Below are 18,989 nucleotides of genomic sequence, written 5' to 3'. Positions count from 1 at the left end.
AAAAAAGAATTATTAATTAATGATGAAAAACGACATTACACTAAACGTGGATATAAGTAAGGAGACCGTTTTGTAGCTTGGCCTACAGAGCGGTCTTCTTTGACATGAAGGATCAATCTCGTGTGCCTAGAAATTGGATTAGCAGTTCCAGATAGTGTAATCTGAAGGTTAGGTGCAGATCGATAAAATACCATTTGAACGAGAAGGGAATGGGATGATTTAATGACTCAAAAAATCTATTATGACTCTGCTTATACAAGAGAGTGGCATACAACAATTACAGGCAAAGTGGACAAGGAAGATGGTGTATATGTCACGCTGGCGGAGACTGCTTTTTACCCGCATGGAGGCGGACAACCTTGTGATCTGGGGCAAATTGGTGGCATCACTGTTTTGGATGTGAACATCGAAGATGGTGAAGTATGGCATAAGCTGGAACGCGCCCCTGAACAGAACGAGGTACAATGTGAGATTGATTGGGAGCGAAGATTCGATCATATGCAGCAGCATACGGGACAGCATCTGTTATCGGCAATCACGCTAAAGCTTACTGAAGCGATGACGCTCAGTTTCCATCTTGGAACGGAGTATGACACGATTGATGTGGCTGCGGCTGAACTGGGAGCGAATCAATTAACCGCCATTGAACAAGAAGTGAATCGTCAGATCTATCGTAACGCTCGCATCAACACGTCCTGGGTTACAGCAGAAGAGGCTGCACAATTACCACTGGTGAAGCAGCCTACGGTAACGGAGGACATTCGCATCGTTGAGATCGAGGGTGTGGAGTATAACGCCTGCGGCGGAACCCATGTGTCGGCGACAGGTGAGATCGGCATCGTCAAACTGTTGAAAACTGAAAAAGTGAAGGGCGGCACCCGCATTTATTTCAAATGTGGAACAAGAGCCCTGAGTGAATTTACAGCTACACAAAACGTGCTCAATAGCATCATGGTTAAATTAAAGACCAGCAAGGACGAATTATTGGAACGTATTGAGAAAATGGAACTGGAGCAAAAACAGCTACAAACCGAGCTGAATGCAGTGAAAACAACCAATGATGCCTATTATGCGGAGGAACTTCTGGCCGCTCGGCAAGGGCTGGTAATTGCTCAGGTCTTTGAAGACAAATCGCTCAAGGATATGCAGAGTCTTGCTACCAAGCTGACGGCAGACCATGAGGGGCTTGTACTCTTTGCCAGTATCTCAGAGGCCAAAGTAGTTCTGGCACAGAACGGCCAGCCGCCTGAATGGGCTTGTGGACCTTTCTTCAAAGGTAATCTTGGAGCATACCAGGGTAAAGGTGGAGGCAGTGAAAAGATGGCTCAAGCAGGCTTTGCCAGCAGTGAAGATGCGCTCGCCTTTTATGAATTCACCAAGGACCAATTGGGACATCACTGATTCGCATTTTCCTTTATGAGACACGCAGGTATTGAAATATGAGTAAGGGACAAGCACGTCACATTGTGGCGTGTTTTCCATTGCCAATAGTTGAAGGAGGTTGGAATATGACAGAACGAATTCCGTGTATACGGGAAGGGTGTACAAATACCATTTTACCAGCAACAGCGGCGAAAACGGGTGGTTATTGCATGCCTTGCAAACAGGAGATGGAACGCGAGGAGCGCCAGAGATACATTGAAGCAAATCGACGTGATGTGAACTTGTATGCAGGTATCACAGACCCGGTCGAAATTTTGAAAATCATGCACAAACCTCAGGTTCGCGATCCACTAATTCGTTATACACCCTATGAACAATCCGAGGAACAGGTATATCTATCTTTGTCTGTAGAGCAACAAGATCAGATGAAGGATTATGCGATGCAACGGATTCGTACAGGTGATGAAAATACGGGCAAAGACATTCTGGTATATCTGGTCTGCTACCATGATATATCGTTGACTGCCGAAATTCCTGAGCTGCTGGAACAGGAGATCTATTATCCTGCCATTTTGTATAAAAGTGCCTCGGGTGAAGTTCGTGGTCGTCTCTTGCAGCAGGTGAACACCGATGATGAGAATCGGAACCACATATTGCTTATGCTGGCCCATATCGGAGATGACGTTGTTGTGCAGCAGTTCCGGCAGTGGAGACAATCTCCTCCATCTTGGGCGAGCGAATTGTACGTGGCACCTGAGCATTACACCACTGAAGCTGGTTGGGAGCTTACAAAAGACGGGCAGCGCAGGGAATTATTCATCACCCCAAGTTATTCACTCTATAAAGTAAAAGAATATGAAGGACCTAACGTGGAGTTAACCGGAGATTCACTCTCGATGTTGAACCCTAGCAACAATGGCTGTCCATGGTGTGGCAATGCGTTAACCATCTTAATTAGTCTGGATGTTAAACATCCCGCTCTGAAGGACGTGTCTTGGCATGCCCAGCAACTTCAGATACAAACTTGCATGATATGCAGCAGTTACGGTGTGGTTTACATGGAGCTGGACGCGGCAGGGGAACCGTTATGGAGTTCACATAATGTCATGCCTATGGGAATGGACGAGATTGACCTGGACGACTATGGTAAACTTGCAGCGGATGTTGGCCGGCAGTTTCGGATTGCGAATGCATCGCGTCATGCATTCCATGCCAGTGAGTGGGCGATGGAGCCATCGCTATCTCAGGTCGGCGGCCATCCGGGATGGGTTCAAGATGCGGAGTACCCAACATGTCCACGCTGTTCCACGAGAATGAAGGCTGTCGCACAACTGGATTGGGGCGAGGTTGAGGAATATGGTGAGGGTATGTATTACATGTTCATATGTGAGCCTTGCCAGATGACCGCCGTATCGTACCAGCAATCTTGATGGTGGAAGCAATGAGGCATCCCGTAAGTTCTTGAACTTCATGGGATGCCTTTTTAATATACGTCAGATTTTCCTACAATTCTGCAGATGCCTGCTTCAGCAATCCCGCCAACCATTCATAGTCCGGCGTATCTTTTTCCTTGAGTTTGATCGTTTTGCGTTCTTCCGGGCCTTCAAATATCCCATCGGGGAGATCGAGTCCGGTTGCATGGAAGATGGTGAAAGACATGGCTTGTTTGGATGGCGAGATGACCGCAGCATACTTTCCGTTTTTTAAAAAATGAGGTTTCTTGTATTGCACGCGTTCTTCTACATCAGGGATGGTATCATGCACCAACTGGCGCAATTGTTCAGCGACTTGTATTTGCCAGGGGATCTGAATCTGTTCAATAAACGCAGTAACTTCTGCAGTCTTGGTCATGCTTGTTCACCCTCCGTATGGATCTGATTGTGTGTTTCCCATTCTGGTCTTAGGATTCCCATCATCAAGCGGTCATAACGCTTACCATCACGATATACAGCTGAGCGTGCTCGACCTTCCAACTGAAAACCAACCTTCTCATAGGAACGGATTGCTTTGGCATTGTAGGCGATGACATCAAGGCCAACTCGGTCCAGATTCATCTCATGGAACGCATATCGTAAAATAAGATTCAACGCTTCCGTGCCATATCCCTTGTTGCGATGTTTGGCAAGTCCGATGCCAATGGCAAGCTGTCCGCAGCGGTTGTTCCATTCAATGCTATGAATGACGACAAAACCAATCAGCATATCCTCTTCATGCGTGCGTAGTCTGAAGTAAACTTCCTTGTTTTTCGTTTCACCCTCATCTTCCAACTGTTTCTCTGAATAGGGAATGGCCAGATCAGTATCCACATTCCGAAGGTACTCGGGGTCTTCGTTCCATTGCAGCATGGTCTGCACGTCTTCAGCACGTGGGGGAGTCATCTTTAATCGTGTGCTATAAAACAGGTTATCCGTTGTTAGTGTCATAGGGTTCTCCTTTAAAATAAGTTAAGCTTGCTTCACCTTAGTTCCACGTTTAACTCTATGTATATTTTGCAATAGACCTCGCCCCTTTGGCATCTGATAGCCTCATCATACTGGAAATTATAGGTGAATCACAATAGCGTATTTCAGTGGATATAAGTAGCCTCTTGTCATAAAACCTAACACGGTAGTAAGATGAAAGGATTGATATATATTCAGTGATAAGTACACTAAAAATGACGGCAGGAGTGGTACGTTTTGCAGATCAAAGTGGATGATTTGAGTGGAGTCCAAGTTAAGGCTTTAATTGCGGAGCACTTGCAAGGGATGGCGGCAGATTCGCCTCCAGAGAGTATTCATGCGTTGAATCTGGATGGACTCAAGAAGCCCGAGATTACTTTCTGGTGTGCTTGGGAAGGGGATGACTTGCTCGGTTGCGGGGCCATCAAAGAACTTGATCCAGAGCATGCAGAGTTGAAATCGATGCGTACCGCTTCGGCTCATCTGAGAAAAGGCGTAGCGAGAAAAATTTTGGCTCATATTATGAAGGTTGCCACAGACCGTGGTTATAAGCGAATCAGTCTGGAGACGGGCTCAATGGATTCGTTTATCCCGGCACGGAAGTTGTACGAAGACTTCGGATTCGAATATTGCGAACCATTTGCAGATTATATATTGGACCCGAACAGCACGTTTATGACGAAAAAAATCTAAAGTGATCTACATGAGAAACCGGATTTCTGTTTTATACAGGATGCTGGTTTTTTTATTTTGCAACATATCGTACATTTTAAAAGTTGGAAAAAGAGTAGAATAAACTCAATAATACAGTAATAAAGCAACTCGGCTTTGTTACGAAGAATGCGGAGGGAGTCGTGCATGGTTTACTGGTGGTTTGATCATATGAATCCGCTGTTTGCTGTCTTGGTGTTATGTCCCATCATTGCTGTAGTGCTTGGAGTGTGCAGTTTTTTTGCCAAATGGTTTAGACTTTGGGGAGCGATGATAATCTCTTTTATGCTGCCTTTATTGTATATCGCGAGTGATCTGTCCACATGGAGAGGCAACCTGGACGCTTGGTTCATCTATGGGGCAGGGTACATTTTGCTAACCTGGATTGTACACAGATTGCTTCGTGCCATTGTGGGGTATAAAACATAGGTTATGTCCATATATGCTTGGGATGAATTGGCCATAAGGAACTTCTGGGCTGATTGATGGACAATAGGGTATACTGGACATTATGTCTATGAAACAAGACAGCATTACAGACGTTTTTTACATCAGGAGGACTTGAATTGGCTCAGACAGAAGGAACACTACAGAAGAAGCTTAAACCAAGACACATCAGTTTTATGGCTATGGGTGGTGTCATTGGAACAGGGATTTTCAAAGGCAGCGCAGAGACGATTGGACTCGCAGGTCCGGGCGTGATCGTCACGTACATTTTTGCCGGATTATTGCTGCTGGTTGTTATGGCCGCGATGGCGGAGATGGCTACGGTGTACAAGAACAAAAATATGAAAGACTTCGTACAAGAAGCATTCGGTAGCAGAGTGTCATTTGTTATGGGATGGATGTACTGCTTTCTATGGTTATCGGTGTGTGTCATTGAGGTGATTGCCGCCGGGAGCTTTTTGCAGTATTGGTTCAGTGAAGTACCGCTGTGGATGCTGAGTCTGGCTTGTGCAGCGTTCATTATACTGGTTAATCTGCTCAGTGTGGGTGTGTTCGGGGAATTTGAATTTTGGCTGGCCGGGATCAAAATCGCCATGATCATTATTTTTATTTTTCTGGGTGCAGGGTTGATCTTTGGCATTATTCCAAGTGATAACACCCCTTATCTGCAAAATTACACGCAAGCAGGCGGGTTCTTCCCGAACGGATGGTCATCGATCTTCTCGGCACTGCTTGTGGTCATGTTCTCTTATGGGGGATCGGAGCTGATTGGTCTGACCCTGACCGAGACGGAAAATGCAGAAAAAGTGATGCCCAAAATCGTGGGCAATTTCATGCTCAGAATTATTCTGTTTTTCACCTTGCCAATTCTCATCATCTGTGGTCTCATCCCATGGAATGAGATTGGGCCGGAGAGCAGTCCGTTTGTACAGGTGCTCGCCTCAACGGGACTACCAGGGGCTGCACACATTATGAACTTTATTTTGGTGACAGCAGTTCTGTCTGCAGCGAATTCGGGCATCTACGGTGCCTCCCGGATGATGCACTCCATGGCTGTGGGCGGTGAAGCGCCGAAGGCATTGTCACAGACGAATCGCAACGGTAGTCCGGTTAACACATTGTTGGTCTGCGCAGTAGTCTTGCTCGCAGGTTCCATGCTTGGCCTGTTCGCGCAGGATCAACTATTCCGTGTCTTGCTTGCGGTTCCGGGGTTTGTGGTGATGCTCGTATGGATCTGTATTGCCTCATCACAGCTCAAGCTGCGGAAGAGATATCCCGTACAACCGTCGTTCAAAGTATGGGGATTCCCTTATGTGACCGGATTCGTGGTGCTCTGTATGAGTGTGATTGCGGTAATGTTTGTGTTTGATGAAGGTAATCGGTTCAGCATTAGCATCTGTCTTGCCGTGCTCGCGTTGTTGATTATCTGGTCCCTGATTCGATTCAGGAAGACGAATGGACGAACAGTGTAGTATTTGTAATATATAAATGTGAGATAATACGTAACAAAGAACATCCCGGCGTTGGTATTCGAGCCGGGATGTTCTTTGTGTTAATAATCTTTTGGTATTTTCATTTTATTGTCCTACATACTTATCCATAAAGCGATCTACTCTTTGGAAATAATCAGTTGGATAATGATTAATCGCATCAATGTGTTCCGTATTTTGAGGATACCATACTTCTGCATTGGGATTATTTTTTAAGGACTCATAGATCTTTTCTGTATTTTTATAACTTATTTGCTGATCCCCGGTACCGTGAATGAGCATAACGGGCTTGTCTTGCATCTTTTTAACCGCGTCCATAGGTGATACGGAATCAAGATCAACGTTAAAGACCCAATCCGCCATCCATGTCGATGTATAACTGAAAGGGAATGCAGGTAAACCTGAGAAGAATGGCAGGCCCTCTCTCAGAAATAAACCGGCATTACGAAATGGACTATCTGCAATTACAGCCTGGATATCATCACTTTCACTTGTGGCCAGTAGAGAAGTAGCAGCCCCCATAGAGAAGCCGATAACTCCAATATGGTCTCCCGCACGATCTCTGGATTTTAGATAGTCTACAGCCCCAAGTAAATCGTATTTCTCATGTAGACCCAGCGTAATCAAATCTCCATCGGACTTACCCTGTGAGCTGAGATCAAAGGCCAGTACGTTATATCCCTTTGGGACGAAATGCTCTACCAACTTGGGAGTACGCCCTTTGACTAAACGATTACTCGTATACCCATGTACGATAATAATTGTTTTGTTACTTGCTGTGCCTGAAGATATACTCGCTGGAAAGAAAGTTCCACGAATCGTATTATCATTTTTCAAACTCTTGAATTCGACTTCTTCGTAAGGTGTTTTCTCCATATTCAACTCGTAGCTGACATTGGTATCTCGTGGATGGTGTAATAACGTGTCTACTACTTTATAGGATACAAAGAATACAAGAGCCACAATAAGCACAAGTGCAATCCCCAGGCCCCATAACAGTTTCTTGTGTTTCTCCATACGACCTTTAAATGTCAGAACGGGTGGTAAAGATGGTTGACTCATTCAGATTCCTCCAGTGTTTCAGCATGTTGTATTGGTGCAAACAGATAAAAGGCATGTCCCTTCAGATTCTCCCACTCAGGATGATGCAGAATGTCTTCCCCGAGAGTCAAGGCTACTCCATTCAAAAAAGAGATATAGCTCCGAGAGATCATTGCTGGAGAGAAACTTTTGTTGAACTCCCCCATGGATTGCCCCTTTGCATAGACAGCTTCAATCGTATCGGTCATTATTTTTATGCTTTCAAGGACCTTCTGTGTAAGTTCGGGGAATCTGGTTCGTTGCCCCAAGACAGATTGAGCGAGTCGCAACTCATTGGTATAGAAGTAAATATGACTGAATTGTTCTTCTACCATGTTTTTAATCAACGTACCTGGTGTTCCTTTTTGTTGTAGAGAAGCAAGTGATTTCTTCTGAATATCATCAAGCGGTTCAAGTACAGCGGCATGGAACAGAGCTTCTTTGCTTGGGAAGTATTGAAAGATGGTTCCGGAAGTTACTCCTGCAGTTTTTGCGATAATAGCCGTTGTGGTATTGGAATATCCACTTTCGGCAAAAAGGATCACGGCTTCTTTTAGGATTCGTTTACGCCGCTCGAGTCTCTTTTCCTCATTAATCGGTCTGGCCAAATGAATTCTCCTTTCATCATTTCAATTTAATTAATTAACTGATCAATTAATTAATAATATATCTGAATTAATTCTTTATGGCAATAGTAAGTTATTCATTCAGTTGCACTAATCTTTGAACATACTCTGATGCTTGCATTGGAGTTTTTTTATTGCATCCAACAAAGTTACCACAGTCATGATAGCGTTTTTATGTAAACCCAATATTTTCTTGCCTAATTCGACATATTCGTTTACTATTTTCCCATACATAGTGCTTCAAGCATGCGTTTTTTGGGTAGCGCCTAGTCAAAAAGGCTTGGGTTCACGGGAGAGGAAGAGGAGCGGATGATTGGTTTTTTTAGAAAACGTTTGGTTGTGCGCATTGTTGCAGTAGTCACACTGGTCATTACGATTATAGCCGTGGGAAGCATGCTGTTACAGGTGGCCAATATGAAACTAGCTGCGCAGGAGGCCATTTCGAGTTACAACATCCAGATTGCTCAGAGTTATGTGAATCAGCTGGATACGGCATCTTATGCTGAGTTTGCCAAGGACCCCAAGGAGAATGACGAATTCTTGAAGATTCGTGATGAACTGGATGACTTTCGCGTAAGCATTGGTGCAATGTATGTGTATTTCGTCAAAATAGATGATAAAGGTACGCCACTTATTATGGTGGATGGTATGAAGGATGCAGATAAAGCCTCACCGATTAATGAAGTTACGGATGTCCCTCAGGAAGCTGTGCAGAAGCTGTTGCAGGGGCAAACAGCCAGTTCTTCAATTATTAATAATGAGGAGTACGGCGACTATATTTCCTCTTACGCTCCCATGCTGGATAGTAACGGTGCTGTAACAGGTGTAATTGGTATCGATACGGCGGTATCGGTAATCGGAAGCATTGAGTCAGATATAATGAAATCGAGTATTCCCTTCTATGCCTTATTGCTACTGATTACACTTATAGGCATTGCTGTTGTCACGTGGTTTATCGTAAGAGGACTGCGACCACTTCAACCGCTGAAGGCGAGTGTGGAAAAAATGGCACAGGGTGAGCTTGCAGAAGCGAATCAAATTTTGACGTCGTATCATTTGCGCAGCCAAGATGAGATTGGAACAACATATCAAGCGATGATACATATGTCCGGGAACTTGAATAAAATTGTGAGTAACATGGTTGAAGGTGTAGCAGTAACCACAGATATTTTATCGGAATCAACGAAGGAATTTAATCGCAGTACCGAAGAGATGCTTGAGATGGGCAAGACGGTTGATCAATCTGTCGAACAGATTAGGCAGGGTGCACATACGCAGAAGCAGGGTGCAAGCGATAGCGCGCACGCGATGGAAGAGATTGCAAAAGGCATAACGGATATTTCCGAATCCTCGATGATTGTATCGGATGCAGCAACAAGTGCGCTTTCTACGGCGGAGTGCGGTAAACAGAGCATGACACTGATGAAAACACAGATGGAGAGCATCTCAAATGTCTCAAGTGAAGTTGTAGCGATGGTTCAGGTGCTGAACAATTACTCCCAGGAAATTGGTGGTGCCCTGCATACGGTTCGTGATTTTGCGAGTCAGACGAAGCTGCTTGCGCTTAATGCATCCATAGAGGCAGCACATGCAGGAGAACATGGGAAAGGTTTTGCGGTTGTGGCGGATGAAGTTCGGAAGCTTGCTGAGGCCTCAAGCACATCCATGGAACGGATCTCCGACTTGTTGCTTCGCATTCAACAAGAATCACAACAGATTGGCTCACAGATGGGGCTTACCGCACAGGAGATTGGACAAGGGGTTACAATTACCGCAGAAGCGGAGCAAGCTTTCGCTCATGTAGTTGATGCGTTCCAACTGGTGACCCGTCGCATTCAGGAGGTCTCCGCTGCGGCAGAGGAAATCTCGGCGGGATCGGAAGAGGCTGCAGCCTCCGTCAATACGATCTCGCAGATCTCAGCCGGGGTGTCGGATCATTCGGATGAAATCTATCGCTTGATGCGTGAACAGTCGGCCATGTTCAACAGGGTGGCGCAGACCTCCACAATGCTGGAGCAGCAGACGAACGAGATGAGTGAAGCCGTACGTAAAGTGAAAGTATAGTTTGAGTTAGATGTAGTAAAAGTAACGCAAGAGATAGTCAGAAAAGTGTTCCGCTCTTGGAGAAGTTGGTGTTCATCCCAAACTTCCTTCAAAGGGTGGAGCACTTTTTTAAATTTAAACTTTTAAATGATCTAGCTCTATCGCCTGTCTGAAGCGTTGGGCGAATCGTTCTGCGGCTACGGCGCACTCCTTGGATTCTGTCTGCACAAAGCCAATTTGCATTTTCGGTTGATCGATTCCAGCGATCTCAACCATCTTCACCAGACCTTCTTTCCATAATGGATTTTGGTGAAAGGAAAAGTCGTGACCAATCGTAGCGGCAATATCGTTTCTTAATACCATATTGATCGCTTCTGAATTATTTGTTTTGAACAGAATGGACAGAGGTCCATGATCATAGGTGAATTCCTTGATGAAGTCTTCGATGAAACCATCTCGATAGAGTGCCAGTTTGTGTTCTTTTAATTGATCCGGTGATACGCGGTTGTGCTTGGCAAGTTCAGACAGGTGATGAGTACCAACTACCAGCTTGCCCGAGTACATGGGACTGAAATGAAGTCCATCGAATTCCCGCAATTGTTTGGCGTAGATCGCGATAAAGCCCAGATGGGTTTTGTTATTGCGAATATCCTCGATAATTTCCATGGACCCTTTCTCTTCAATGGAGATGTTAAGTTGCGGGTGCTCACGCTTCATATCTGCAGCAGACTGGACAAGATAGGGCATGACACTTGGAAAAGTAGCCACATGAAGCTCTCCGCTAAGAGAGGAGGCTTCGGCGTTCAGCGATTTCAATTCATCAATCCGCTGTAAAATGTCCAGTGCCTTGGCAATGAATTGTTTGCCTTCGGGAGTGGGATGAGTTCCCTGCCGTGAGCGTTCGAACAGGAGGATACCCAATTCTTTCTCCAGACGATGAACCGATTGGCTGATCGCCGATTGTGTGACATGCAGATGCTCCGAGGCGGCGGAGAATGATTGCGTCTTTGCAATTTCAACGACATATTCGAGCTGTTCCAGATTCATGATTTCATCTCCGTTTAGCATTAATACAACTAATGTTAACATTAGTATCTATAAATATGAATAATACATGAACAGCGATATAATATATAGACAATCATACAAAGGGGATGAACTTCATGAAAGCAGCAGTATGGTATGCCCATAAAGACGTGCGTGTGGAAGAGCGGGAGGTTCCGGTTGCTCAAGCGGGTCAAGTCAAAATCAAAGTGGAATATGCAGGGATCTGCGGCAGTGACTTGCATGCCTATCATCATGGTGTAGGAATTCAAGAAGGCGAGAATCATCCGCTCTCAGGACAGAAAGCACCGTTGACATTGGGTCATGAATTTGCAGGAACTGTAAGTGAATTGGGGAGTAATGTAAGCGGTATCAGTGTAGGGGATCGAGTTGTGGTAGAGCCGTTGTACCATTGTGGGAAATGTGAGTACTGTATCCAGGGTCGCTATAACCAATGTACTCAATTTGGATTCGTTGGACTGAATGGTGATGGTGGTTTTGCAGAGCATGTTGTTGTTGAAGCATACATGGTTCATCCCATCCCGGATAACGTAACTTTCGAAGAAGGTGCGCTTGTAGAGCCTACAGCCGTAGCCTTTCACGCGGTTCGTCACAGCAAGCTGAAAGTGGGGAACAAAGTAGCCGTATATGGAGCAGGTCCAATTGGATTATTGACCATTCTGTCTGCCAAAGCAGCAGGAGCCTCTGAAATCTATGCAGTCGATGTATTTGAGGAACGTCTGGACCTGGCAGCCAAACTGGGAGCCATTCCGGTGAACAGTGCCAAAGTCAATGCAACAGAGGTGATCTTGCAACAATCGGGCGGTATTGATGTGGCTTATGAAGCAGCAGGTGTACAACCAACGATGGATAGCGCCATTGCGGTTGTCAAAAAAGGCGGAGAAGTTGTTGTCATCGCAGCGATTCCAAATCCGCTTCAAGTGAACTTCTTCGATCTTCTGGTCAAAGAAGCGAATCTAACGGCAACGCTGGCATATCGCCACATTTTCCCTGAAGTGATTTCACTGATTGCTGAAGGGTCGCTCGATGTGAAACAGGTCATCACCAAGAAAATCAAACTGGACGATATCGTGCAGGAAGGGCTTGAGCTGTTAATGAGCGACAAGAGCCATGCGAAGATTTTGGTGGAGATTGGCGGTTAAAAAATCAATAGCGAAGTGTCATTTCAAATGCTAATTGATCATTTATAAACGTAAAACAGACCGTTCATGAGGATGATCGGTCTGTTTTACGTTTCATTCTCTGTTCGCAGATCCCGTGTTGCTGTTAACCTCCACTAGGAATCATAACGGTAACATATTGCCTTGCCCCCGCTACTCTCGGAGCTGAATTCCTCATCCTCTGTAAATCCGAAACGCTCATATAAACGGATGGCATTGACCATCTGACCGCCTGTATATAAATACACCGTATTTTTGCCCATTTCTTTGGCAGAATCTACGCATTGCTGGAGCAATACTCTGGCAATCCCGTGACCTCTCCATTTTGGATCAACACCCAACAGCCGAATAAACGGATAATCGATTGGCAATTCAAAGTTTGGATAAGCCTTGCGCGCTGTTTCAAATAATTGGACTGTACCAACAATTTGATCATCAATCTTCGCGATCCATAATTGTGTCAGGTACGGATTAACCACAGACTCTCTAATATCTTTTAGGTAGGCCTCCCATCGTTCATTTTGCTCAAAAGTCTCCCGATACTCGGCATAACTTGCAACAAGGATATCTACAATCTCTGGATGGTCTGCTTCTGTGGCAGGGTGAATCGTAACGGCAGCCGTTGTCATCTTATAATTCCCCTTCTCTTATGGGTTAAGTATGGAATGTAGTTTTCTTGCATTTTACCATAACGGATTCAATCCGCTTCATTCAAATTTTCTATAGGTAACTCAGTCATTTCTATAGATCATAGCGCATCAACGATTGAGCTGTGTGGAATACAGATGATTGCGATATTCGGTTGGCGTATTGCCTTCGTATTGTTTGAACATGCGCAGGAACAGCTTGTAGTCGGAGAAGCCGCACTGTCCGGCAATTTCTTTTACACTGGCATTGGTGTTCAGCAGCAACTGTTTTGCCCGTCGAATACGTTCGGTGAGGATATAGGTTTTGAGTCCAGTACCTTTCTCGCGTTTCACCATTTTGGAAATATAGTCTTTGTTAAAATTAAAAGTCTCCGCAATCTGACTCACCGTAATGTTCGTATGCAGATGAATATCTACCCACTTGCAGATATGGTCCACAATCGCATTGTGCGGGCGATAATCGGCCTCGATATTCCGCTCCAGTTCTTTGAACAACAATAGCAGTGCAGCGTTGGCTTCCTCCGATGAGAAGGATGACACATGCAGTAGCTGCTTGAATAACTGATTGGCCATGGAAGGTACCTGAATGGTGGCATGTGTCCTAAACCGGTCGAATTCTGGCTGGATGGCATCATAGTGAACCCAGTAGAAACTGACGGGTGCGTCGCTGATCTGGTAGCCGTAATGGGTGCGACCGGCGCGCAGAAACAACAGATCGTTGGCACGAACTACATATTGTTCCTCTTCTTCCGCGATGTACATCTCACCTTCCAGCATCAAAATGATCTCGTGAACAGGCATGCTGCGGCGCATGTGGCTCCAGTTGCCTTCGGATATGAACTTGCCGCACAGGTAATGTTCCAGTGGCTTTTGCATAGGACGGATTTATCCACCTTTTCTTGGATTATGAGTCTGATGTAATTTTATTTTATTTGATACTATGGGGATATTCAAGCTATACAGTAGATTGACGAGTATTAGTCTTGTAGCTAATAAAACGGATTTTACCCCTCTAAAATGAAAGGATATCTATATAAGTTGAACTAATCATTTACATGATAACGGAGAGGACAGAAAAAACCTGAAAAAGCGGAGCGTTCGCCTTTATCCCTGGATTTTCCCTTGAGAAAGGGGATCAAAAAAATCTGGGGATAACAGCGATTGGAAGGTTATTCTGTCATCGTAGTGTCAGTGTAAATAATCTTTAGTTCAACTTATGTAGTACATCCCGAGAAGGAGTGAGTGTCATGATTGATACGAAAAAAGGATTTCTGGGACCGGAACATGTAGATCTGTTAAATGGTGTGTTCCAAACATCACAAGAGGTGGGGGAGCGTTACCTGTTATCGCTGGATATGGATCGATTCCTGGCTCCGTGCTTCGAAGCTCATGATTTACCTGCCCGAAAAGAGCGCTACGCGGGTTGGGAGGCACGTACCATCAGTGGACATTCCCTCGGACATTATCTGTCTGCCCTGGCTGTGACGTATCAGGCAACCGGGAATATCACGTTAAAAGAAAGACTGGATTATGCGGTTACCGAACTGGCGAGAATCCAGCAGACCACGGGGAGCGGGTATATCGGTGGTTTGTCCGAGGAACCTTTCCACATGGCTTTTCGAGCAGAGAATATCGGTGGATTCAATATCGGTGAATACTGGGTTCCCTGGTATAGTGTGCACAAAATCTATCGCGGCCTGATTGATGCGTATAAACTCACTGGCAACGGACAGGCACTTGAGGTGGTTACTCGATTTGCAGACTGGGCGGTAGAAGGTTTGCTCCCGATGACAGAAGAACAGATGCAGACGATGCTTCAAAGTGAACACGGGGGCATGAATGAAGTATTTGCACACTTGTATGGGATTACGGGCAAAGCCTTATATCTTGAGATCGCTAACAAGTTCACCCATCAATTGATCCTGAGACCCTTGGAGCACAAGCAGGACGATCTTCAAGGCAAACACGCCAATACTCAGATTCCCAAAGTGATCGGTGCAGCCGAAATCTACAATCAGGACCATACTTATGAGAGTTATCGGACAGCGGCAGAGTTTTTCTGGAACACCACGGTGCATCATCGTTCTTATGTATTTGGTGCGACGAGCATTTCGGAGCATTACGAAGCAAAGGGTATGGAGAGTCTTGGCATCAAAACAGGAGAGAGCTGTTGTACTCACAACATGTTGCACCTTACCAAGCAACTTTTCTCCTGGAATCACGATAGCGCCTACATGGACTATTATGAAAACGCCATCTATAATCACATCCTTGGCACGCAGGACCCCGATACAGGGAACAAAACGTATTTTGCATCAACGCTGCAAGGCCACTACAAAATCTATGGTACTCACGATACCGCTTGGTGGTGCTGCACAGGATCAGGCATGGAGAACCCGGGCAAATATGCCGAGGCGATTTATTTTGAGGATGAACAGGACCTGTACGTCAACCTGTATATCGCTTCCCAATTGGATTGGGCGTCACAGGGATTATCCCTGAAGCTTGAAACCGACTTTCCTTATTCGGAAAAGGTAACCCTGACGATCACCGGAGGCAACGCCTCGGCTCATCTAAGATTACGTGTGCCCTCATGGCTGCAACAGCCAATGACGGCAACAGTTAATGGGGATACGGAACATCCGTATACACGGATGGAACCCGGCTATCTCTCCATCGACCGCACATGGACAACGGGCGATGTCATCACAATCACACTGCCGATGTCACTCCGCCAGTATACTTCCCGGGATGATGCTCACAAAGTGGCATTCCTGTACGGCCCAATAGTACTCGCTGGTGCACTAGGAAACGAGGGCCTTCCCGAGGATACGATTGTGGACGAAACAGCGCTAAATCCCAAGACTGCACCTGTACCTGTGATCTGGACGGAGCAGGAGGATGTGCGAGAGTGGATCAAGGTTGTGGATGCAGATACGTTAACATTTGAACTTAGCAAAGATGTTACTTCCACAGGCGAAGCCGTGAAGCTCATTCCGTTCTATGATGTGCATCACGAATTTTATACTGTGTACTGGCCGTTTAACGATGAAGGGGATGCGCTGGAGAAAGAGTTGAACGATATCACGATCGACAGGGTTCAGGCTGACGGTCAGCAGGATGAGATTGGACATCAACTGGATAGCAACTGCCGTGGTGAGCAGCACAACGGTTCCACCACAGATGGCCGTAAGAAGTTGCATATGTGGCGAGAGGCTTTTGGTGTCAGTGGGGCTTACTTCAGTTACCAACTGGCAGTGGATCGAACGGAATCCAATTATCTATGTGTGGCCTATTGGGGCGGAGATCATTCCACGTTTGGATGGGAAGGTACGTTATATGACAGACAATTCGCCATTACCGTGGATGGAACACTCATTGGTGAGCAGCGAATTCACATGAATAAAATTGGCGACGTGTTCTATGTGACCTACGATATTCCTGAGACTGTTACATCAGGCAAAGACAGCGTTACGGTAATGTTCCAGGCGAAGGGAGACAATGGCTGTGCCGGGAAAGTTGTCGAGGTACGCACCACGCGAAGCAAACCGGAATCCATCTTTTCGTGATTAGAGGCATGGTGTGAAAAGGCGCAAAACACAATGTTATAATGAAAACAAAAATACGGTTAGTTGGAAGAGGAGGATGGAAGTGTGGCAAAACCCGACAATAAAGGTACTTATAGCTTTCAGGATTGGTTAACATGGGAAGGATCATGGGAATTAATTAACGGCAGAGCTTTTAATATCTCGCCAGTACCTACTTCATCGCACCAGTTTATTGTGGGTGAGCTGCACTTCTCTTTGCGGACTTTCTTTCAGAATCGGAAATGTTTTGTGTTTGTTGCTAACGAAAAATTTAACTTGTATCAGAAATATGGTGTGAACGAATACTGGATTGTTGACCCCGGCAATCAAACCGTCCATGTGTACACGCTGGAGGATGACAGTTACCAGACCCGTCATCTATATACAGAACAGGAAACGATTCAATCCGTGTTGTATCCTGAACTGGAGGTTCCGCTTCAGCATTTGTTCAGGCTAAGCTCGCACGACATTAATATATAAACAGATCAAAAGCTTGTCCCTCGATTGATGAGGGGCAAGCTTTTGTTGTGATATGCTTTTGGAGGAAACATCACCGTTAACGAAGTTGAACTTAATTAAGATACATCTTCACCAGGTTAAGCAGCTCTTGTTCCGTGACATGGCCCTCCCACACGGAGACGGTATATCCATAGGTCTGACCTGTTTTTGCATCCTGGTCCACCCAGTTTATTCCTGAAGGAGAGCCATCAGAGTCCTTTGTAAAGATCATTTCAGTGCCCTTCACGGTAAACTTTTCTTTGATCAGATCAAGTTGATCGTCCCAGTAGGAGGTAGCTGTTCCATGTCCTACACCGTAATTTACAGTCGTCACCGCTATTTTTTTATCCCCCTGCTTGTAAAAGCTGCGGATATGGCGGAAATCGTCAGCGAATTCAATCGGCATCATTGCATAGTCCGCATTGGACGCCAGGGCTTTCTGGCGTAGTTTCTCTGCAATATCGGCCTCTTCTTCCGAGGTCAGGGGTTTCACATCCGTGATCGGTGATATGAAGGCTTCGGCCCATTCAAACGTGTAATCCCCTTCGATTTTATCCAATAGCTTAATATCTGAGTTGTTAACCTTTTTACGAAGGTCTGCTGCATTTTGGAAAATAAAAGGGGTAAAACGCATATCCAATTGATGGTCAGGGTTGTGTGATGCGACATAAATGAGCATGGCGGTTCCTTTATCCAACTTATCATAAGCCTGATTTGCTATGCTGATCCGCTTGCGTTCTTCGTCTGAATAATTGGCTATAGCAGGAGCCTCTGATATTGATTTTTCCTGATAGACGACCTCTCCATGACTGTTCTTCAATGAATGATACTTCACTGCTGCAAAACCAGACGATACCGTCAGCAGCATGCCAGCCAGCACCAGTAAACTCACTTTATATTTCACGTAGAATCTCTCCTTTGGTTTGGATTCAGATTGTAGCCTGTGCATCACGCTACTCGTCAGATCCGTCTTGAAATTCGGTGTGTTATGAAAAAGTTCTCTCAGATCCTGATCGTTGTTGTACTCCGTTTTCACGGGGATCATCTCCTTTCGCCAGTGCGTAATAGGTACGGAATTTGGCTGCGGTACGCTCATATTTTTTCCGCAGACTTGGACTGTTCCGCTGAAGAATCTGACTAATCTCCTCATAGCTTTTATCCTCCACACATCTTAGAATCAACAGATTGCGTTCCTCAGCGGATAATCTCGACATCGCCTTCAGCACATATTCATCGAAATAGTTCGCTTCAATTGCCAGATCCACATGTGCATTCTCCTGATCTTTGCGGTAGAAGAGGGGAAGGTATCTTGTTAGCTTTCGTTTGCGTATGACATCAATGCACTGGTTATAGGCGATTTTGTATAGCCAGGCTTCCAGGGATAGGTCGGGTTTAAACTTGTCAAGTGAGCGATAGGCTTTGAGAAATACCTCTTGCCCACTGTCCTCAGCCTCTGTGCGGTGTCCCAGCATGTGATAACAGTAGCGAAAGATCGGTTTTTCATATCGTTGCACAATGATCTCGAATTTCTCTGTCCGCCCTTTTAGCACCTCAACAACGATCTGATGTATGTATGAATAATCCATTGGTTTAGTTTCACCCCCTTACACTCCTTACTACGTATCACCTATCAGCGAATGTGACAGTTAAGTATAAATAGATAGATACAGCTGTATGAAAAATGACACGCCCGCCAAATTTTCACGTATTACCGGATAACTTTTCTTTTTCTCCCACCGATGGTTCCACATAAACGGATCAATTTCCAGAGGTTACAAAATCGGTTCCACGTTGTCCCTGAAAATATGAAA

The 18,989-nt window shown here is 45.4% G+C and carries 18 protein-coding genes; 9 read left to right on the top strand and 9 right to left on the bottom strand.

Features of this window, described 5'->3' with window-relative positions; translation table 11 throughout:
• The first annotated feature begins 222 nt into the window (after window positions 1-222).
• Window positions 223-1,401 carry an alanyl-tRNA editing protein gene (locus AC6CIF_RS18855; RefSeq protein ID WP_498201045.1) on the top strand — a complete coding sequence of 393 codons (1,179 nt, stop codon included), beginning with the start codon at window positions 223-225 and terminating at the stop codon, window positions 1,399-1,401.
• A 107-nt stretch (window positions 1,402-1,508) separates the two neighbouring features.
• Window positions 1,509-2,813, top strand: coding sequence for a DUF1963 domain-containing protein (locus AC6CIF_RS18850; RefSeq protein WP_498201043.1), 1,305 nt, complete (start codon window positions 1,509-1,511; stop codon window positions 2,811-2,813).
• A gap of 73 nt (window positions 2,814-2,886) precedes the next feature.
• Here AC6CIF_RS18850 and AC6CIF_RS18845 read toward each other — a convergent pair whose 3' ends face one another.
• Complete coding sequence (locus AC6CIF_RS18845) at window positions 2,887-3,234, bottom strand: DUF1801 domain-containing protein (RefSeq protein ID WP_498201042.1); 348 nt, start codon at window positions 3,232-3,234, stop codon at window positions 2,887-2,889.
• On the bottom strand, window positions 3,231-3,806 hold the full coding sequence (locus AC6CIF_RS18840) for a GNAT family N-acetyltransferase (RefSeq protein WP_498201040.1): 576 nt from the start codon (window positions 3,804-3,806) through the stop codon (window positions 3,231-3,233). Before AC6CIF_RS18840 ends, AC6CIF_RS18845 begins: the two co-directional genes overlap by 4 nt.
• A gap of 255 nt (window positions 3,807-4,061) precedes the next feature.
• Here AC6CIF_RS18840 and AC6CIF_RS18835 point away from each other — a divergent pair, with 255 nt between their 5' ends.
• The 3 genes from AC6CIF_RS18835 (at window position 4,062) to AC6CIF_RS18825 (ending at window position 6,454) form a co-directional block, all read left to right on the top strand.
• Complete coding sequence (locus tag AC6CIF_RS18835) at window positions 4,062-4,517, top strand: GNAT family N-acetyltransferase (RefSeq protein ID WP_498201038.1); 456 nt, start codon at window positions 4,062-4,064, stop codon at window positions 4,515-4,517.
• 165 nt (window positions 4,518-4,682) lie between these two features.
• Window positions 4,683-4,964, top strand: a complete 282-nt coding sequence (locus tag AC6CIF_RS18830; protein WP_498201036.1) for a hypothetical protein — start codon at window positions 4,683-4,685, stop codon at window positions 4,962-4,964.
• Window positions 4,965-5,101: 137 nt separating this feature from the next.
• On the top strand, window positions 5,102-6,454 hold the full coding sequence (locus AC6CIF_RS18825; protein WP_498201034.1) for an amino acid permease: 1,353 nt from the start codon (window positions 5,102-5,104) through the stop codon (window positions 6,452-6,454).
• A 105-nt stretch (window positions 6,455-6,559) separates the two neighbouring features.
• Here the strand turns inward: AC6CIF_RS18825 and AC6CIF_RS18820 are convergent, their stop codons facing one another.
• Both AC6CIF_RS18820 and AC6CIF_RS18815 read right to left on the bottom strand, forming a co-directional pair.
• Window positions 6,560-7,534 carry an alpha/beta hydrolase gene (locus AC6CIF_RS18820; RefSeq protein WP_498201032.1) on the bottom strand — a complete coding sequence of 325 codons (975 nt, stop codon included), beginning with the start codon at window positions 7,532-7,534 and terminating at the stop codon, window positions 6,560-6,562.
• Window positions 7,531-8,160 (bottom strand): TetR/AcrR family transcriptional regulator, encoded by a 630-nt coding sequence (locus AC6CIF_RS18815; protein ID WP_498201030.1) that lies wholly within the window; start codon window positions 8,158-8,160, stop codon window positions 7,531-7,533. The genes AC6CIF_RS18820 and AC6CIF_RS18815 overlap by 4 nt, the downstream gene beginning before the upstream one ends.
• Window positions 8,161-8,487: 327 nt before the next feature.
• Between AC6CIF_RS18815 and AC6CIF_RS18810 the strand changes: the two genes are divergently transcribed.
• Window positions 8,488-10,242, top strand: coding sequence for a methyl-accepting chemotaxis protein (locus AC6CIF_RS18810; protein WP_498201029.1), 1,755 nt, complete (start codon window positions 8,488-8,490; stop codon window positions 10,240-10,242).
• Window positions 10,243-10,356: 114 nt separating this feature from the next.
• Here AC6CIF_RS18810 and AC6CIF_RS18805 read toward each other — a convergent pair whose 3' ends face one another.
• Window positions 10,357-11,268 carry a LysR family transcriptional regulator gene (locus AC6CIF_RS18805; protein WP_498201027.1) on the bottom strand — a complete coding sequence of 304 codons (912 nt, stop codon included), beginning with the start codon at window positions 11,266-11,268 and terminating at the stop codon, window positions 10,357-10,359.
• 116 nt (window positions 11,269-11,384) lie between these two features.
• On the opposite strand from AC6CIF_RS18805, the gene AC6CIF_RS18800 reads away from it, so the two are divergent.
• Window positions 11,385-12,428 carry a 2,3-butanediol dehydrogenase gene (locus AC6CIF_RS18800; RefSeq protein ID WP_036672622.1) on the top strand — a complete coding sequence of 348 codons (1,044 nt, stop codon included), beginning with the start codon at window positions 11,385-11,387 and terminating at the stop codon, window positions 12,426-12,428.
• Window positions 12,429-12,562: 134 nt separating this feature from the next.
• Here the strand turns inward: AC6CIF_RS18800 and AC6CIF_RS18795 are convergent, their stop codons facing one another.
• Window positions 12,563-13,075 (bottom strand): GNAT family N-acetyltransferase, encoded by a 513-nt coding sequence (locus AC6CIF_RS18795; protein WP_338591194.1) that lies wholly within the window; start codon window positions 13,073-13,075, stop codon window positions 12,563-12,565.
• A gap of 129 nt (window positions 13,076-13,204) precedes the next feature.
• Complete coding sequence (locus tag AC6CIF_RS18790; protein ID WP_498201024.1) at window positions 13,205-13,969, bottom strand: helix-turn-helix transcriptional regulator; 765 nt, start codon at window positions 13,967-13,969, stop codon at window positions 13,205-13,207.
• Window positions 13,970-14,340: 371 nt separating this feature from the next.
• Between AC6CIF_RS18790 and AC6CIF_RS18785 the strand changes: the two genes are divergently transcribed.
• On the top strand, window positions 14,341-16,662 hold the full coding sequence (locus tag AC6CIF_RS18785) for a beta-L-arabinofuranosidase domain-containing protein (RefSeq protein ID WP_498201022.1): 2,322 nt from the start codon (window positions 14,341-14,343) through the stop codon (window positions 16,660-16,662).
• Between the two features lie 84 nt (window positions 16,663-16,746).
• Window positions 16,747-17,160, top strand: a complete 414-nt coding sequence (locus AC6CIF_RS18780) for a Uma2 family endonuclease (RefSeq protein WP_498201020.1) — start codon at window positions 16,747-16,749, stop codon at window positions 17,158-17,160.
• A gap of 91 nt (window positions 17,161-17,251) precedes the next feature.
• On the opposite strand, the gene AC6CIF_RS18775 is transcribed toward AC6CIF_RS18780, so the two are convergent.
• Window positions 17,252-18,214, bottom strand: coding sequence for a DUF4367 domain-containing protein (locus AC6CIF_RS18775; RefSeq protein ID WP_498201018.1), 963 nt, complete (start codon window positions 18,212-18,214; stop codon window positions 17,252-17,254).
• Window positions 18,165-18,764 carry an RNA polymerase sigma factor gene (locus AC6CIF_RS18770; RefSeq protein WP_076213273.1) on the bottom strand — a complete coding sequence of 200 codons (600 nt, stop codon included), beginning with the start codon at window positions 18,762-18,764 and terminating at the stop codon, window positions 18,165-18,167. The genes AC6CIF_RS18775 and AC6CIF_RS18770 overlap by 50 nt, the downstream gene beginning before the upstream one ends.
• Between the last annotated feature and the right edge of the window lie 225 nt (window positions 18,765-18,989).

Source organism: Paenibacillus sp. GQ49, from assembly GCF_059759055.1.
Note: the sequence above shows the minus strand (reverse complement) of the source record. Positions and strands in the feature narration are given on the sequence as shown.

Bases quoted from the DNA above. Each gene is read 5' to 3' on its own strand.
- AC6CIF_RS18855 (WP_498201045.1), top strand. From the start codon at position 223: ATGACTCAAAAAATCTATTATGACTCTGCTTATACAAGAGAGTGGCAT.
- AC6CIF_RS18850 (WP_498201043.1), top strand. From the start codon at position 1,509: ATGACAGAACGAATTCCGTGTATACGGGAAGGGTGTACAAATACCATT.
- AC6CIF_RS18845 (WP_498201042.1), bottom strand. From the start codon at position 3,234: ATGACCAAGACTGCAGAAGTTACTGCGTTTATTGAACAGATTCAGATC.
- AC6CIF_RS18840 (WP_498201040.1), bottom strand. From the start codon at position 3,806: ATGACACTAACAACGGATAACCTGTTTTATAGCACACGATTAAAGATG.
- AC6CIF_RS18830 (WP_498201036.1), top strand. From the start codon at position 4,683: ATGGTTTACTGGTGGTTTGATCATATGAATCCGCTGTTTGCTGTCTTG.
- AC6CIF_RS18820 (WP_498201032.1), bottom strand. From the start codon at position 7,534: ATGAGTCAACCATCTTTACCACCCGTTCTGACATTTAAAGGTCGTATG.
- AC6CIF_RS18810 (WP_498201029.1), top strand. From the start codon at position 8,488: ATGATTGGTTTTTTTAGAAAACGTTTGGTTGTGCGCATTGTTGCAGTA.
- AC6CIF_RS18805 (WP_498201027.1), bottom strand. From the start codon at position 11,268: ATGAATCTGGAACAGCTCGAATATGTCGTTGAAATTGCAAAGACGCAA.
- AC6CIF_RS18800 (WP_036672622.1), top strand. From the start codon at position 11,385: ATGAAAGCAGCAGTATGGTATGCCCATAAAGACGTGCGTGTGGAAGAG.
- AC6CIF_RS18795 (WP_338591194.1), bottom strand. From the start codon at position 13,075: ATGACAACGGCTGCCGTTACGATTCACCCTGCCACAGAAGCAGACCAT.
- AC6CIF_RS18790 (WP_498201024.1), bottom strand. From the start codon at position 13,969: ATGCAAAAGCCACTGGAACATTACCTGTGCGGCAAGTTCATATCCGAA.
- AC6CIF_RS18785 (WP_498201022.1), top strand. From the start codon at position 14,341: ATGATTGATACGAAAAAAGGATTTCTGGGACCGGAACATGTAGATCTG.
- AC6CIF_RS18770 (WP_076213273.1), bottom strand. From the start codon at position 18,764: ATGGATTATTCATACATACATCAGATCGTTGTTGAGGTGCTAAAAGGG.